At 68.1% G+C, this 15,937-nt stretch carries 15 protein-coding genes and 1 tRNA gene; 3 read left to right on the top strand and 13 right to left on the bottom strand.

Translation table 11 applies throughout. The annotated features are described in order from the left end of the window. Positions 1-29 precede the first annotated feature (29 nt). From AC1DJH_RS05255 to yaaA, 9 genes are all read right to left on the bottom strand, one after another. A complete protein-coding gene (locus tag AC1DJH_RS05255; RefSeq protein ID WP_478184945.1) occupies positions 30-1,040 on the bottom strand; it encodes a Bug family tripartite tricarboxylate transporter substrate binding protein in 1,011 nt (336 codons plus the stop codon). 94 nt (positions 1,041-1,134) lie between these two features. Then, the gene (locus tag AC1DJH_RS05260) at positions 1,135-2,289 is read right to left on the bottom strand and encodes a mandelate racemase/muconate lactonizing enzyme family protein (protein WP_478184946.1); all 1,155 of its coding nucleotides are present in this window, start codon (positions 2,287-2,289) and stop codon (positions 1,135-1,137) included. Positions 2,290-2,389: 100 nt separating this feature from the next. Continuing rightward, the gene (locus AC1DJH_RS05265; protein WP_435435141.1) at positions 2,390-3,277 is read right to left on the bottom strand and encodes a LysR family transcriptional regulator; all 888 of its coding nucleotides are present in this window, start codon (positions 3,275-3,277) and stop codon (positions 2,390-2,392) included. A 13-nt stretch (positions 3,278-3,290) separates the two neighbouring features. Then, complete coding sequence (locus tag AC1DJH_RS05270; protein ID WP_435435140.1) at positions 3,291-4,181, bottom strand: LysR family transcriptional regulator; 891 nt, start codon at positions 4,179-4,181, stop codon at positions 3,291-3,293. Between the two features lie 101 nt (positions 4,182-4,282). Further along, the gene (locus AC1DJH_RS05275) at positions 4,283-5,188 is read right to left on the bottom strand and encodes an SDR family NAD(P)-dependent oxidoreductase (RefSeq protein ID WP_478184947.1); all 906 of its coding nucleotides are present in this window, start codon (positions 5,186-5,188) and stop codon (positions 4,283-4,285) included. A gap of 122 nt (positions 5,189-5,310) precedes the next feature. Further along, positions 5,311-6,210, bottom strand: coding sequence for an NADPH-dependent 7-cyano-7-deazaguanine reductase QueF (gene queF / locus AC1DJH_RS05280; protein ID WP_478184948.1), 900 nt, complete (start codon positions 6,208-6,210; stop codon positions 5,311-5,313). Then, positions 6,207-7,109 (bottom strand): alpha/beta fold hydrolase, encoded by a 903-nt coding sequence (locus tag AC1DJH_RS05285; protein ID WP_472116259.1) that lies wholly within the window; start codon positions 7,107-7,109, stop codon positions 6,207-6,209. The genes queF and AC1DJH_RS05285 overlap by 4 nt, the downstream gene beginning before the upstream one ends. A gap of 20 nt (positions 7,110-7,129) precedes the next feature. Then, positions 7,130-7,972 carry a 2OG-Fe(II) oxygenase gene (locus tag AC1DJH_RS05290; RefSeq protein WP_435482945.1) on the bottom strand — a complete coding sequence of 281 codons (843 nt, stop codon included), beginning with the start codon at positions 7,970-7,972 and terminating at the stop codon, positions 7,130-7,132. Positions 7,973-8,125: 153 nt separating this feature from the next. Further along, positions 8,126-8,911, bottom strand: a complete 786-nt coding sequence (gene yaaA / locus AC1DJH_RS05295; protein ID WP_472116257.1) for a peroxide stress protein YaaA — start codon at positions 8,909-8,911, stop codon at positions 8,126-8,128. Between the two features lie 106 nt (positions 8,912-9,017). Between yaaA and AC1DJH_RS05300 the strand changes: the two genes are divergently transcribed. Together AC1DJH_RS05300 and galU are read left to right on the top strand one after the other, a co-directional pair. After that, on the top strand, positions 9,018-11,897 hold the full coding sequence (locus tag AC1DJH_RS05300; protein WP_478184949.1) for a valine--tRNA ligase: 2,880 nt from the start codon (positions 9,018-9,020) through the stop codon (positions 11,895-11,897). A gap of 102 nt (positions 11,898-11,999) precedes the next feature. Beyond that, on the top strand, positions 12,000-12,890 hold the full coding sequence (galU, locus tag AC1DJH_RS05305; protein WP_472116251.1) for a UTP--glucose-1-phosphate uridylyltransferase GalU: 891 nt from the start codon (positions 12,000-12,002) through the stop codon (positions 12,888-12,890). Between the two features lie 69 nt (positions 12,891-12,959). Here galU and AC1DJH_RS05310 read toward each other — a convergent pair whose 3' ends face one another. The 3 genes from AC1DJH_RS05310 to cysM form a co-directional block, all read right to left on the bottom strand. Beyond that, a complete protein-coding gene (locus tag AC1DJH_RS05310; RefSeq protein ID WP_472116248.1) occupies positions 12,960-13,193 on the bottom strand; it encodes a sulfurtransferase TusA family protein in 234 nt (77 codons plus the stop codon). Beyond that, on the bottom strand, positions 13,183-13,758 hold the full coding sequence (locus AC1DJH_RS05315; protein ID WP_472116245.1) for an NUDIX domain-containing protein: 576 nt from the start codon (positions 13,756-13,758) through the stop codon (positions 13,183-13,185). The genes AC1DJH_RS05310 and AC1DJH_RS05315 overlap by 11 nt, the downstream gene beginning before the upstream one ends. Positions 13,759-13,819: 61 nt before the next feature. Continuing rightward, positions 13,820-14,722 (bottom strand): cysteine synthase CysM, encoded by a 903-nt coding sequence (gene cysM / locus AC1DJH_RS05320; RefSeq protein WP_435435129.1) that lies wholly within the window; start codon positions 14,720-14,722, stop codon positions 13,820-13,822. Between the two features lie 42 nt (positions 14,723-14,764). Between cysM and AC1DJH_RS05325 the strand changes: the two genes are divergently transcribed. Next, a tRNA-Leu gene (locus tag AC1DJH_RS05325) sits at positions 14,765-14,849 on the top strand. 130 nt (positions 14,850-14,979) lie between these two features. On the opposite strand, the gene AC1DJH_RS05330 is transcribed toward AC1DJH_RS05325, so the two are convergent. Continuing rightward, positions 14,980-15,912, bottom strand: a complete 933-nt coding sequence (locus AC1DJH_RS05330) for an SDR family oxidoreductase (protein WP_478184950.1) — start codon at positions 15,910-15,912, stop codon at positions 14,980-14,982. Positions 15,913-15,937 lie beyond the last annotated feature (25 nt).

The raw sequence follows: 15,937 nt of genomic DNA on the forward strand, positions 1-15,937 counted from the left end.
GGCGTGAGCGTCACCGCGAACGGCAGGCGTCAGTTCCCTTCAACCACGATGTGCTGATCCGAGATGATCTTTTTCCATCGCACGGTCTCCGCAGCCATGTCCTTCCCAAGCTGAGCCGGCGTGGCGTAGGCCCGCAAGGTGCCCAGCGTGGCCGCGGCGGTGCCTGCCTCCGGCGCCTCGAGCACCGACTTCACGGCGGCCGAGAGCCTGTCGACCACATCGTTCGGCGTGCCGGCCGGCGCCAGCACGAAGATGCGCGGCGCCACGTCGAAACCGGGCAGCGCATCGGCCAGCGGCGCAACGCCTTCCACGCCTTCCAGCGGGGCCGTGTTCATCAACGCGAGCGCGCGCAGCTTGCCCGCCTTGGCCTGCGCCATGCCGGCCGTGGCGCTCACCACGCCGATGGGAATCTGCCCGCCGATCACGTCCGGCACGATCTGCGCGGCGCCGCGGTACGGCACGTGCACCACCGTGCTGCCGGTGGCCTGCTTGAGCATCTCGAAACCCAGGTGCTGCACCGTGCCCACGCCCGAGGTCGCGTACGAGTAGCGCGACGGATGCGCCTTGATCTCCTTCACCAGCTCGTCCGGCGTCTTCGCGGGAAAGTCGTTGCCCGTGACGATCATCAGCGGCGAGATGAACGCGCCCGCCACCGGCTTGAAGCTGGTGAGCGGATCGATGCCGATCTTCGGCTGCAGCAGCTTGGCGATGAGCAAGGCGCTGTCGCCCATCATCAGCGTGTAGCCGTCGGGCGGGGCCTTGGCGACGAACTCGGCCGCGATGAGGCCGGTGGCGCCGGTGCGGTTTTCCACCAGCACTTGCTGGCCCAGCGCGGCCGACAGGCGCACGCCCAGCAGGCGCGCCACCGCATCGACGCCGCCGCCGGCCGAATAGCCGACCACCAGGCGAATGGGCTTGTCGGGGTACTTCTGGGCCCAGGCCATGGGCGTGGCGAGGCTGAAGGCACCCGCAAGACCCAGGGCCGCCATTGCGCGCAATGCATGGCGGCGCACGGGTCGAATCGTTTTTCTGACTTTCATCTTGTCTCCGTTGTCTTTGTCGGAATCGCCGGCCGTCTGTCGCGGCCTGGTCGTTAAGGAAAGTGTCGCCGGAAGGCCGCAGCTGGCCGGCTGCTCAGGCCTTGCCCTTGCCGTGCGAGGTCGGCAGCTTCGCCAGTTCGCGCACGCGCTCTGCGTTGGGTGTGAAGCCCAGGCCCGGCGTCTCGGGCAGCGTGAGCCAGCCTTGGTCGGGCACCGGCAGGCCGTCGAAGATCTGCTTGAGCATCTGCACCGCCACGTAGTGGTACTCGACCAGCCCGCCGTTCGACACGCCCGCGTGCAGGTGCATGTTGTGGAAGGGCCAGGCGCCGCCGTTGTCGATGGGCACGTTGAAGGCCTGCGCCATGCCGGCGATCTTCAGGCACTGCGAGTAGCCGCCGGAGATGGTCACGTTGGGCTGCAGCACGTCCGCTGCCTGGTTCACCAGCAGGTCGCGAAAGCGGTAGGCCAGGCCCTCGTTCTGGCCGCAGGCCAGCGGAATGCGGGTGCGCGCGCGCAACTGGGCCATCTGGCGCACGTCGTTCTGCGTGAGCGGCTCCTCGAAGAAGGCGATGCCGTAGGGCTCGATGCGCTGCGCGAGTTCGGTGGCGTGGAACAGGTCGAGTCCGCAGTTGGCGTCGACGTACAGCTTCACGTCGGGGCCCACGGCCTCGCGCACGGCGGCCACGCGGCGCACGTCTTCTGCAATGACTTCGTCGAGCGGGCGCGGTTCGTCGCGGCGCGCGAGCGCGTGGTTGCCCACCGTCATCTTCAGGCGCTGGAAGCCCTGCGACACCCACAGCCTGGCGGCCGCGGCCAACTGGTCGCGTTCGAAGAAACCGAAACCGAAGGTGGCGTACACCGGCACCCTGGCGCGCGCGCCGCCCAGCAGGCGCCACAGCGGCTGGCCGAGCGCCTTGGCCTTCAGGTCCCACAGGGCGATGTCGAGCGCGGCGATGGTGTGGCTCGCATAGCCGGTCTGGCCGCGCGGCGAGAGCAGCCAGTAGAGCTTGTCCCACAGGCGCTCGGTGGCCATCGGGTCTTCGCCGATCAGCGCGGGGCCGGCCACCTCGCGCACGGCGGCGGCAATGATCTCTTCCTCGGTGATGGCGGTCATGCCATGGCCGACGAGGCCGGTGTCGGTCTCGACCTCGGTCAGGCACAGCGACAGCGAGGTCTGCTTGTTCAGGCCGAGCACGTCGATGGTGACGGGAATGTTCAGCGGCGTGGCGCTGACGCGAACGATCTTCAAGGCTGTCTCCTTCGGTTTGCACGCATCTTTGCGCGCGGGCCGCGGGAGAACAATTCGTTTTTGGCGAGTTCGAGCCTTCGCGCGGCGCGAAGGCTCACGCTCAGTCGGGCCGACCCAGGTGCTCCAGCACCGAGCGCGCGGCCACGGTCAGCTCCTGCTGCCTGCGCACGCACAGCAGGTGGCGGCGCAGCGCCCAGGGCGCGTCGAGCTTCAGGCAGCGCAGCTTCAAGATCTGCAGCTGCGGCAGGATGGCCGCATAGGGCAGCACGCCGATGCCGATGCCCTGCTCCACCATGCGGCACACCATGTCGAAGCTGCCCACCTGCATGCGCACCTTGAGCGGCACCTGGGCCTCCAGCGCGGCGGCCAGCAGCACGCGGTGCAGCGCGGTGCCTTCGCGCACCACGATATGGTCGTAGCCCAGCACTTCTTCCACGCCGATGCGCTTGCGCCGGGCCAGCGGATGGTCGCGCGCAATGACCACGGCCAGCTCGTCGGTGCGGTACGGCAGGCATTCGAGGCCGTCGGCCTGGGTGTGGCCCTCGATCACGCCGATGTCGGCCAGGCCCGCCTGCACGGCCTTCACCACCTCGGTGCTGGCACGCTCCTGCAGGTCGATCTTCAGCACCGGGTGCAGGCGCAGGAAGGAGCCGATCTGCGCGGGCAGGAACTGGGCGATGGTCGAGGCGTTGGCCGTGATGCTGACCACGCCCGCCACGCCGTGCTGGAAGTCGTCGAACTCGGCGCCCAGCCGGTCCATGGCCGAGAGCACGGCGCGCGCATGCAGCAGCAGGCCGTGCCCCGCCGAGGTGAGCGTGACGCCGCGCGCGTGGCGCACCAGCAGCGGCAGCCGCGCACGGGCCTCGAGGTCGGAGATGCGCTTGCTGGCGGCCGCCAGCGCGATGTGGCAGCGCTTGGCGCCCTCGCTGATGCTGCCGTGGTCGGCCACGGTGACGAACAGGCGCAGCGACTTCAGGTCGGCGGACATGGCGGGCGCGCCTTCAGGGCGCGACCAGGTGGTCGAACAGCTCGCGCGCGGAAGCCGGCAGCTGCTCGCGGTTGCGCGCGATCAGCTTCAGCTCGCGCTCGGCCCAGGGGTCGCTGAGCGACACCGTGGCGATGCGCATCGCCATCGACAGCCGCTGCGCCGAAGATGCCGGCAGCACGCCGACGCCCACGCCCGCCTCGATCATCAGGCAGATGGCCTCGAAGCTGCTGACCTGGATGCGCGGATTGAAGCCCCGGCCCGCCAGCTCGGCGCGGCGCTGCAGGAAGCGGTGGATGGCGCTGCCGTGGTGCAGGCCCACGTGCTGCTCGTCGAGCGTGTCGGCGAAGGCCACGGCGCTCGCACCCGCCAGGTGGTGCGTGGTGGGCACCACCAGCACCAGCTGGTTGCTGCCGAAGGCGCGCGCGTCGAAGTCGCCGGTGTGCACATCGCCGGCCAGGATGCCGATGTCGGCCTCGCCGTCGGCCACGGCGCGCACGATTTCCTCGCTCAGGTATTCGCGCAGGTCGACCTGCACGGCCGGGTGCTGTGTAAGAAAGCCCGCGAGTTTCTGCGGCAGGTACTCGGTGATGGAGGTGGTGTTGGCGAACACGCGCACGTGGCCCTTGATGCCCTTGCCGAAGTCCTGCATGTCGCAGCGCAGGTGCTCCATCTGCTGCATCACGCGCTTGGCGTGGTACAGCACCGCCTGCCCTGCGGCAGTGAGGCTCACGCCCTGGGCGCTGCGGTGCAGCAGCTTGCCGCCCACGGCTTCTTCCATCTGCTTGATGCGGGTGGAGGCGGCGGCCAGCGAGATGCAGGCCTTCTCGGCGCCGCGCGTGAGGCTGCGCGCGTCCGCCACGTAGACGAACAGTTTCAGGTCGAACAGGTCGAAATGCAGGTTCACCGGGCAGCCGCAGCAAGGAGAAAGGGAACGCGCATTGTCCGGCGAACGCGGCGGCGCGCGGCCCTCTGCGCGCGCGTCACCGGGTTAGTCCCCGGATGCCGTCACACCGGGTCCCAGCTGAACACGTCGGCCGAGCGGTCCAGTGGGAAGAAGCCGGCGCGCATCGCGGGCATGGCGTGCTCGGCAATGCTCTGCGGCGTCCATCCTTCGGACCGATGAATGGAGCGCACCGGGCGCGGCTGGCTGATGAGCGAGATCTCGTTGTTGCGCACCGAGAAGATCTGCCCGTTGACCGCGTTCGCTGCATCGCTCGCCAGGTACACCGCGAGCGGCGCCACCTTGGCCGGCGTCATCTGCCTGATCTTGTCCACGCGCACGCGCTGCTCCTCGGTGTCCGTGGGAATGGCGCCGATCATGCGGCTCCACGCGAACGGTGCGATGCAGTTGGAGCGCACGTTGAACTTGAGCATGTCCAGGGCGATCGACTTCGACAGCGCCACGATGCCCAGCTTGGCCGCCGAATAGTTGGCCTGGCCGAAGTTGCCGATGAGGCCCGAGGTCGAGGTCATGTGCACCATCGCGCCCGCGTTCTGTTCCTTGAAATGCGTCGCGGCCGCCCGGCTCACGTAGTAGGCGCCGTACAGGTGCACCTTGATGACGGCGTCCCACTCGTCCATCGACATCTTGTGGAAGAAGCGGTCGCGCAGGATGCCAGCGTTGTTGACCACCGCGTCGATGCGGCCGAAGCTCTGCACGGCGCATTCGACGATGCGCGCGGCGCTGGCCGGGTCGGCCACGCTGTCGGTGCTGGGCACGGCCTGGCCGCCTGCGGCGCGGATCTCGTCGACCACCTGCTGCGCGGGGCCTGCACTGCCGCCCTCGCCGTCGAGCGCGGCGCCGATGTCGTTGACCACCACCTTGGCGCCGTGGGCCGCCATGGCCAGTGCGATGTCGCGCCCGATGCCGCCGCCCGCGCCCGTGACGACGACCACTTTGTCTTCAACCATTGTTGTCTCTGCTCCGGAAGTTCGGCCGCGGGTTTCGCGGCTGAATTTCAGAATGCCACAGGCAGGGCAGGAGCGGGTTTCAGGTTTCCGAAGAGGGGCTTCGGTGGCGGCCTGCTTTTTTCCTATTGCCGCGCGGTGCGGATGTTCGCCGGCAGCGCCTGCGGCCAGCTCGTGCGGAACGGGTTGATGTCCAGCCCGCCACGCCGCGTGTAGCGCGCGTACACGGCGAGCTTGACCGGCTTGCAGTGCTTCCAGATGTCCGTGAACATGCGCTCGGCGCAGGGCTCGTGGAATTCGTTGTGGTTGCGAAAGCTCACGATGTACGCCAGCAGCCCGGCCTGGTCGATGGGCGGGCCGCTGTAGCGGATCTGCACGCTGCCCCAGTCGGGCTGGCCGGTGACCAGGCAGTTGCTCTTGAGCAGGCGGCTGGTGAGGGTTTCGTTCACGTGCACCTGCGTGGTGTCGCTCGCGAGCAGCTCGGGCGCGGGCTGGTAGTGGGTGCACTCGATGTCCAGGCGGTCGAGGTCCAGGCCGTCGAGTTCGTGCACCGGCTCCCGGTCGAACATGTCGGGCGCCAGCAGCGTCACGCCGATGCCGCCCGAACGGTCGCTGCCGCGCCACGCGGCTTCGGCCAGGTCGGTGCGCAGGTGCTCGCGCACCGCGTCCACGCTCGCGAACTGGCTGTTGTTGAAGCTGTTGAGGTAGAGCTTGAAGCTCTTGCTCTCGATGATGTTGGGCGTCTCGCACGGGATGGTGAAGTGCGCGATGGCCAGCTGCGGCTTGCCGCGCAGGTTGAGCCAGCTCACTTCGAAGGCGGTCCAGAGGTCGGCGCCGAAGAAGGGCAAGGCGCCGGCCTGGATGCCCATGGCCTCGCGCTGCGTGGCGCGCGCGATGGGAAACAGCAGCGTGGGGTCGTAGCGGTCGGCGTAGGCCGAGGCGCGGCCGAGCTGCGATTGCTCGGGGGTGTTCCCGTTGTTACCGTTGTTCGGGTTGTGCGGGTCAAGCGGGGTGTCGTGGCTCATGGGGCTTTGTCCTTGGCGTCCGCGGCATGGGCGAACGCGGCGATGTGGTTGGCGAGGATGGTGCACACCTCGGGAGGCAGGTCGTGGCCCATGCCGGGAACGGCGACGAACTGCGCGCCCGGAATGCGCCTTGCGGTGTCTTCGCCGCAGGCGATGGGCACGAGCGCGTCGGCGTCGCCGTGCAGCACCAGCGTGGGCGACTGGATGCGAGGCAGCACCTGCGGGCGCTCGGCGTCGGCGCCGATGGCCAGCATCTGGCGCATCAGGCCGGCCGGGTGGTAGGCGCGGCGCATGCTGAAGGTCAGGCGCTCGGCCAGCTCTTGGTCGGTCTGCGGATAGGCCGGGCTCTGGATGAGCCGCAGCAGCCTGATGCTGTGCGCGACCAGCTCGGGCTCGCTGCGGCCCAGCGGGCGGCGCATGAGCATCGTCGTCACTTCGCGGCGCGGGCCGGGCAGGCCGCGCGCACCGCTGGAACTCATGATGCTCACGAGGCTGGCCGTGCGCTGCGGCGCGGTGGCGGCCAGGCGCTGGGCGATCATGCCGCCCATCGAGGCGCCGACGATGTGGGCCCTGGCGATGCCCAGCGCGTCGAGCACGCCGAGCGAATCGAGCGTCATGTCCTGCAGCGTGTAGGCCGAGCGCACCTTCAGGCCGAGGCGATGGCGGATGGTCTGCCACACCACGTTGCCGGTGCCGGCGTGGTCGAAGCCCTGGCTCAGGCCGATGTCGCGGTTGTCGTGGCGCACCACGCGAAAGCCCGCGTCCACCAGCTGCTGCACAAAGCCCGTGGGCCAGGCCACCAGCTGCATGCCCAGCCCCATGATGAGCAGGATGACGGGGCGCCCCTCGCCGCCGGTGTCGTCGACTTCGATCTGCAGCCCGTTGGCGGTGACTTTCATCCGGCTCCTGTTTGCTGGGTCTATTTGAATTCGCGCTCGCGCAGCCACTTGGTGGCGACCCACTTCTCGCCCGCCAGCACGGGCGCGCCGCCGTGCAGGGTGCGGGTGACGGGGTCGGGGCGGTCGTAGCTGAAGAACACGCCGGTGCCGCGCACGGGCGCCACTTCGAGGCCCACGTCGGGGAAGGTGGTGGCACCACCGCCCTCGGGCTCCTGCAGGTACATGACGAGCGTGGCGACGCGCTGGCCGCCGCGCTTGAGGATGGTGGGCGTGCCGGGCTCGCCGGGGTCGAAGTAGTCGTAGTGCGGGCGGTACTGCGCGCCGGGGGCATAGCGCAGGATCTGCAGGCCTTCGCCGAATTCGAGCGGCCAGCGCAGCAGCATGGCGATGCGCTGCTCCAGGCGCGCGACGATCTCGTTTTCGCCGCGCTCGAAGAACATGCCTTCGCTGGTGCGGTCCACGTTGAGCACCTCGCCGCCGGTGCGGGTCTCCACCGTGAGCGAGCGCGCCAGGCGCACGCGCGCGGCGGCGATCAGCGCTTCGCACTCCTCGCCCGACAGCAGGTTGCCGAACACCACCACCCGGGGATGCCGCAGGGTCTGCAGCACCTGCACGCGGCGGTCGCCGGCGTCGAGGTAGAGCGGCGCGCCGTCGAGGTCGGGGCCGGGCATTTCGGTGCGCACGGGCGCCAGCGCGGCTTCCACGTGCGGGAAACCGGCTTCGAGCTGGGCCAGCGCCGTGTCGGCGGCGGCGTCCTGCCAGCCGGCCGCCCGCATCGACACGCGCAGCGCCGACACCGTGTGCCCGGCCGCGAGCTGGGCCACCAGCCATTCGCGCAGTTCCGGACTGATCGCTTGCGACATTTCAGTATTCCTTCCAGCTGAGGCGAGGCCCGCAACGCACGACCTCGCAGCGACCCGTTCCAGAAGCACCGCGGAACCGGCTTTGCCGGGCCGCTGGTGCCGCCCCCTGAAAGGGGGTTGGCGAAGCGACACGAAGTGCGCGAAGACCGGGGGTCAATCCAGCCTCCGCCTGAACACCAGCCTTTCGGCCGTGGACACGCTCGCGTCGAAACCATAACCCTCGAGGTCGAACTTTTCCAGCGCCTTGGGCGTGGCTGCCTTGTGCAGCACGGCCCAGCGGGCCAGCAGGCCGCGCGCGCGCTTGGCGAAGAAGCTGACGATCTTGTACTTGTCGCCCTTCCATTCCTCGAACACGCATTCGACCACACGCGCCTTGAGCACCTTCTTGTCGACCGACTTGAAATATTCCTGCGAGGCGACGTTGACGATCACCGGCGTGCGGTCGGCCGCCAGGCGCTCGTTCAGGTGCTCTGCGATGCGCGAGCCCCAGAAGGCGTACAGGTCCTTGCCGTGGCGGTTGGCCAGCTGGGTGCCCATTTCGAGGCGGTAGGGTTGCAGCAGGTCGAGCGGGCGCAGCAGGCCGTACAGGCCGCTGAGGATGCCGATGTGGTCCTGCGCCCAAGCCAGTTGCGCCGGGTTGAGCGTACGGGCGTCGAGGCCGCCGTAGACGTCGCCGTCGAACGCGAAGGCGGCCTGGCGCGCGTTCTTCGGGGTGCTCTTGCTGGCCCAGGCCTCGTAGCGCGCCACGTTCAGCGCGGAGAGCTTGTCCGACAGGTGCATGAGCTCGGCGATCTGCTGGGGCGACTTCTCGCGCAGCAGCTTGATCAGCTCGACCGAAGGGCCGCGGGCGGACTCGAAATGGGGCTGGGTGGCGGGGATTTCGGAAGGAACCGGGGTGTCGTAGTCGAGCGACTTTGCAGGGGAGAGCAGGAAGAGCATCCCGGAATTATGAGTGGGTGAAGTGACGCCAGGCCACGCCGGTAAAATCGCGGGCAATCCCACCCTGTCACCGACGGCGCCCCGAGGCTGCCGTTCTGCATTCCCCATGAGCGAACCCACCACTCCCCTTGCCCAACCCGGCCTCGACAGCCTGTCGAAATCGTTCGAACCCGCCGCCATCGAGGCGCACTGGGGCCCGGAATGGGAAAAGCGCGGCTATGCCAAGGCGGGCTTTCGCGGCACGCAGCAGCCCAAGGACGGCGCCGATTCGTTCGCCATCCAGCTGCCGCCCCCGAATGTGACGGGCACGCTGCACATGGGCCATGCGTTCAACCAGACGATCATGGACAGCCTCACGCGCTACCACCGCATGAAGGGCGACAACACGCTGTGGCTGCCGGGCACCGACCATGCGGGCATCGCCACGCAGATCGTGGTGGAGCGCCAGTTGCAGGAGCAGAAGGTCAGCCGCCACGACCTGGGCCGGAAGAACTTCGTGGCGCGCGTGTGGGAATGGAAAGAGAAGTCGGGCAACACCATCACCCAGCAGATGCGCCGCATGGGCGACACGGTGGACTGGAGCCGCGAATACTTCACGATGGACGAAGACCTTTCCGCGGTCGTGACGCAGACCTTCGTGAAGCTCTATGAAGAAGGCCTCATCTACCGCGGCAAGCGCCTGGGCAACTGGGACCCGGTGCTCAAGACCTCCGTGAGCGACCTCGAAGTCGAGAGCGAAGAGGAAGATGGCTCGCTCTGGCACATCGCCTATCCGCTGGAAGACGGCAGCGGCACGCTGACCGTGGCCACCACCCGGCCCGAGACCATGCTCGGCGACACGGCGGTGATGGTCCACCCCGAAGACGAGCGCTACAAGCACCTGATCGGCAAGCACGTGAAGCTGCCGCTGGTGGACAAGCTGATCCCGATCATTGCCGACGACTACGTCGACAAGGAATTCGGCACCGGCGTCGTGAAGGTCACGCCCGCGCACGACTACAACGACTATGCGGTCGGACAGCGCCACAAGCTCGAGATGATCGGCGTGCTGACGCTGGACGCGACCATCAACGACAACGCGCCCGGGAAGTACCGCGGCATGGACCGCTTCGTGGCGCGCAAGGCCATCGTGGCCGACCTCGATGCGCTGGGCCTGCTGGTCGAGGTGAAGAAGCACAAGCTCATGGTGCCGCGCTGCGCGCGCTCGGGCGCCATCGTGGAGCCGATGCTCACCGACCAGTGGTACGTGGCCATGACGCGCCCCGGCGCCGACGGCCAGTCGATCGCGCAGAAGGCCATCGACGTGGTGAAGTCGGGCGAGGTGCGCTTCGTGCCCGAGAACTGGGTCAACACCTACAACCACTGGATGGAGAACATCCAGGACTGGACCATTTCGCGCCAGCTCTGGTGGGGCCACCAGATTCCGGCCTGGTACGACGAGGAAGGCAATGTGTACGTGGCCGAGAACGAGGCCGATGCACAGGCCAAGGCGCCGGGCAGGACGCTGCGGCGCGACGAGGACGTGCTCGACACTTGGTACTCGGCGGCGCTGGTGCCCTTCTCTTCTTTGGGTTGGCCCGAAAAGACGCAAGACCTGGAGCTGTACCTGCCCTCGCAGGTGCTCGTGACGGGCTACGACATCATCTTCTTCTGGGTCGCCCGGATGATCATGATGACCAAGCACTTCACCGGCAAGGTGCCGTTCAAGGACGTGTACATCCACGGCCTGGTGCGCGATGCGCAGGGCAAGAAGATGAGCAAGTCCGAAGGCAACGTGCTCGACCCGGTCGACCTGATCGACGGCATCCAGCTGCCCGAGCTGCTCGACAAGCGCACGCAGGGACTGCGCAAGCCCGAGACGGCGCCCGCGGTGCGCAAGAACACGCAGAAGGAGTTTCCGGACGGCATTCCGGCCTTCGGCGCCGATGCGCTGCGCTTCACCTTCGCATCGCTCGCCTCGCTGGGCCGCAGCATCAACTTCGACTCGAAGCGCTGCGAGGGCTACCGCAACTTTTGCAACAAGCTGTGGAACGCCACGCGCTTCGTGCTGATGAACTGCGAAGGCCAGGACTGCGGCCTGCTGGAGCACACCAAGGAAGACTGCAAGGTCGGCGGCCCGGCCCACGGCTACCTGAAGTTCAGCCGCGCCGACTATTGGATCGTGTCGCAGCTGCAGCGCGTGGAGGCCGAGGTGGCCAAGGGCTTCGAGGAATACCGCCTGGACAACGTGGCCAACGCGATCTACCAGTTCGCCTGGGACGAGTTCTGCGACTGGTACCTGGAAATTGCCAAGGTGCAGATCCAGACCGGCGACGACTCGCAGAAGCGCGCCACGCGCCGCACGCTGATCCGCACGCTCGAGACGCTGCTGCGCCTGGCGCACCCGGTGATTCCGTTCATCACGGAAGCGCTGTGGCAGAAGGTGTCGAAGGTCGCGGGCCGTGACGGCGAGTCGGTCATGGTGGCGGCCTACCCGAAGAGCCAGCCCGAGAAGATCGACGAAGCGGCCGAAGCCCATGTGGCGCGGCTGAAGGCACTGGTGGATGCCTGCCGCACGCTGCGCGGCGAGATGAGCGTGTCGCCGGCGACCCGGCTGCCGCTGTATGCGGTGGCCGACGACGCCGAGGGCGCGGCCTTCCTGCGCGAGTCGGCGCCGGTGCTGCAGGCGCTGGCCAAGCTCAAGGAAGTGAAGGTCTTCGACGACGAGGCCTCGTGGCAGGCAGCCGCCGAAGCGGCGCCCGTGGCGGTGGTGGGCGCAACGCGCCTGTGCCTGCACATGGAGATCGACAAGGCAGCCGAGAAGGTCCGCATCGGCAAGGAAATCGCGCGCATCGAGGGCGAAATCGCCAAGGTGCACGGCAAGCTGGGCAACGAGGCCTTCGTGGCCAAGGCCCCGCCGGCGGTGATCGACCAGGAGCGCAAGCGTCTGGCCGACTTCACCGCCACGCTGGAGCGCCTGCGCGACCAGCTTGTGCGCCTCGGCTGACAGACGTGCGAAATCGCGGGCGTTTAGGATGCTGGTTCGGCAATTGCTTGCCGTTTCAGCACACTGATTTACATCTTCCAACGAACTGAGCCGAACCTGCCCATGCCCACACCATCGACACGTATCCGCAAGGCTGTATTTCCCGTGGCGGGCTTCGGCACCCGCTTTCTGCCCGCCACCAAGGCACAGCCCAAGGAAATGCTGCCGGTGGTCGACAAGCCGCTGATCCAGTACGCGGTGGAAGAGGCCTACGCCGCGGGCATCCGCGACATGATCTTCGTGACCGGCCGCAACAAGCGCGCCATCGAAGACCACTACGACACCGCCTACGAGCTGGAAAGCCAGCTCGAGGCCAGCGGCAAGACCGCCCTGCTGAACATCGCGCGCTCGGTCATGCCCGACGACATGACCTGTTCCTACGTGCGCCAGCCGCGCATGCTGGGCCTGGGCCACGCCGTGCTCTGTGCCGAGCACCTGGTGGGCGACGAGCCCTTCGCCGTGCTGCTGGCGGACGACCTGATGGTCGGCCCCGTGGGCGGCCAACCGGTGCTGGCCCAGATGACCGCCGCCTTCGACCGCCTCGGCGCTTCGCTGCTGGCGGTGCAGGAGGTGCCCCTGGAACACGTGAAGCGCTACGGCATCGTGGCCGGCGACGCCATCGAAGATGGCCTGGTCAAGGTCACCCGCATGGTCGAGAAGCCCAAGCCCGAAGATGCGCCGTCGCGCCTGGGCGTGGCGGGCCGCTACATCCTCACGCCGGGCGTGTTCGCCGAGATCCGCAACCAGCCCAAGGGCGCGGGCGGCGAGATCCAGCTGACCGACGGCATCGCGGCGCTGATGAAGAAGGAATCGGTCTACGCCTATTCGTACAAGGGCGTGCGCTACGACTGCGGCAGCAAGGAAGGCTTCCTTCAGGCCTCCGTCGAGCTGGCGCTGGCGCACCCCGAGGTGGGCGCGGAGTTTCGCGAGTACCTCAAGAGCCTGAAGCTGTAGCCCCGCCGATTGCGCTCGTCACGCTTGTGAAAAGGGCCGCTGCTGCGGCCCTTCTGCTTTTTGGCCGGGTCAGCGGCGCTTCAAGACGTGGATGAAGTCGCTTCCCACCGTCTCCTGCCCCATCAGCTCGTTGCCCGTCTGGCGCGCAAAAGCCTGGAAGTCGCGGATCGATCCGGGGTCGGTCGACACCACCCTCAGCAGTTGCCCGCTCGTCATCTCGTTGAGCGACTTCTTCGCCTTGAGGATGGGCAGCGGGCAGTTCAGCCCGCGCGTGTCGAGTTCGCGGTCGACTTCAACTGGCATTGCCAGGCTCCGGCGGCAGGGCCAGTCCGCGGCGACGCTCTTCGTTTTCGGCGGCGGTGAAGAACACCGGCTCGTGCCCGCGCGTGCGCAGCCAGTCGGCCAGCGCATAGCCGGTGCCGGCGGGCCAGCACCTCAGGTCGGGCAGGTCGTACAGGCGGTAGTCGACCAGTTCGGGCGAGAGCTTCACCTCGCCGTCGGCCACCACGTGGTAAGCGATGATGATCTGGTTCATACGCTGGAAGTCGTAGGCGCCGACCAGCTTGGTGGCGCTGACGTCGAGGTTGGTTTCTTCCTTCACCTCGCGCGCGATGCCCTCCTCGGGCGTCTCGCCGGCCTCCATGAAGCCGGTGATCAGCGCGAACATCTTGCCCGGCCACGCCGCGTTTCGCGCCAGCAGCACCTGGCCGCGGTATTCGACGATGGCGGCGAGCACGGGCGTGGGGTTGTTCCAGTGCGTGTGACCGCAGTTGGGGCAGCGCAGGCGCTCCTTGGGGCCGCCGTCTTCCATCAACGCGATCCATTCGAGCGGCGTGGCGCAGACCTGGCAGAACTTGGGATGGGGCATGGGGGCTCTTTTCTTTTTTATGGCAGCGCATCGCCCAGGGGGCGGGGCAGCGGGTTGTCGTTTATGCCGGGAAGACGCCCGTGGAGAGGTAGCGGTCGCCACGGTCGCACACCACGAACACGATGGTGGCGTTCTCCACGGTCTTCGACACCTCCAGCGCGGCCCACAGGGCGCCGGCCGCCGAGATGCCGCCGAAGATGCCCTCTTCGCGCGCCAGGCGCCGGCACATTTCCTCGGCGTCGTCCTGGGTCACGCTGATTTCCTGGTCGACCCGGCTCGGATCGAAGATCTTGGGCATGTACTCGGCCGGCCACTTGCGGATGCCGGGAATGCGGGAGCCTTCGGCCGGCTGCGCGCCGACGATGCGCACCGCGGGGTTCTTCTCCTTCAGGAAACGCGACACGCCGGTGATGGTGCCGGTGGTGCCCATGGCGCTCACGAAGTGCGTGACCTTGCCCTTGGTGTCGGCCCAGATCTCGGGGCCCGTGGTCTCGTAGTGGATCCGGGGGTTGTCGGGGTTGGCGAACTGGTCGAGCACGCGGCCCTTGCCCTGCCCCACCATCTGCTCGGCCAGGTCGCGCGCGTATTCCATGCCGCCGCTCTTGGGCGTGAGCACAAGCTCGGCGCCGAAGGCCTTCATGGTCTGGGCACGTTCGACGGAAAGGTCCTCCGGCATGATCAGCACCATGCGGTAGCCCTTGATGGCCGCGGCCATGGCCAGCGCGATGCCGGTGTTGCCCGAGGTGGCTTCGATCAGCGTGTCGCCGGGCTTGATCTCGCCGCGTTCTTCGGCACGCTTGATCATGGAGAGGGCTGGCCGGTCTTTCACCGAACCCGCCGGATTGTTGCCCTCCAGCTTGCCGAGAATCACGTTGCCGCGCTTGGCATTTTCTGCGGCGTGGATGCGTTGCAGGGCGACCAGGGGCGTCTTGCCGATGGCATCTTCGATCGTCGGATAATTCATGTCGGCCACTGTGCCATAATTTTGGGCTTGCTTCAGAACCCTGCCCGGGTGGTGAAATTGGTAGACGCAGGGGACTCAAAATCCCCCACCGAAAGGTGTGCCGGTTCGATTCCGGCCCCGGGCACCACATTTTTTCTCGCCCCCAGGCTTCGCGCACTTCGTGTCGCTACTCCTTCCCCCTACCGGGGGCGATACCGGCGGCCCGGCCGAGCCGGTTCCGCGGTATCCCTGGAAAGGGGCCGCTCCCTCCCCCCAGATCAGGCCTCCTCTCGCAGGCCGGTGTGCACCGTCGGATACACCAGCCGTACCCGCAATTCGCGCTTCAGCCGCGTGTTGTCCAGCAGGCGCGACTCCCCCATGAAACTCAACAGCTGCACCGGCAACTGCCGCTCGGCCTCGCCGCGTGCCACGCGGGGCGGGCGCGGCAGGCCGTAGAGGTCGGCGGCCAGGTCGATGTAGTCGCCCATGCGCAGCTCGGTGTCGTCCGACGCATGCACGATGCGCTGCGGCTTGCCGCGGAACAGCGCCGCCACGCAGGCGCGCGCCAGGTCGTCGGCGTGGATGTGGTTGGTGTAGACATCGTCCTCGCGCCGCAGCACCGGCGTGCCGCGCAGCAGGCGGGCGCGGGGCGTGCCGTTGTCGCGGTCAGGGGCATAGATGCCCGGAATGCGCAGGATGCTGGCGCGCACGCCCGCGCTGCGGCCCAGCCAGCGCACGGCGCGCTCGGCATCCACGCGGCGGTGGGCGCGCGGGGTGTCGGGCCTCACGGCACGGGTTTCGCCCACCCAGGCCCCGCCGCAGTCGCCATAGACGCCGCTGGTCGATCCGTAGACGAAGGCCGAGGGCACCGAGCGCAGGCGCAATGCCCGCGCCAGCGCCGTGGTCCGATGGTCGCGCCACCATTCCTTGCCGCCCTCGCGAGCGGGCGGCGCCAGGTGGAGCACGCGCGTGGCGATGCCCGCCAGCCGGCGCAGGGTGGCGGCATCGTCCAGATTGCCCACCAAGGGGCGAATACCGGCCGCCCGCAGGGCGCCCACCCGGTCGGCCGACGACGTGAGCGCCACCAGCTGCACGCGGCCTCTCAGGTCGCGCGCCACGCGCTGGCCGACGTCGCCGCAACCGACGATCAGGAGGCGCTCGCGCCGAAACCGCGCCGGCAGTGCGCCGGAGGGGCTATTGATTGAAGGCAAAATCCTGTTCCCTTTCCGTTTTCAG

This window comes from Variovorax sp. 10N412 (assembly GCF_056394985.1).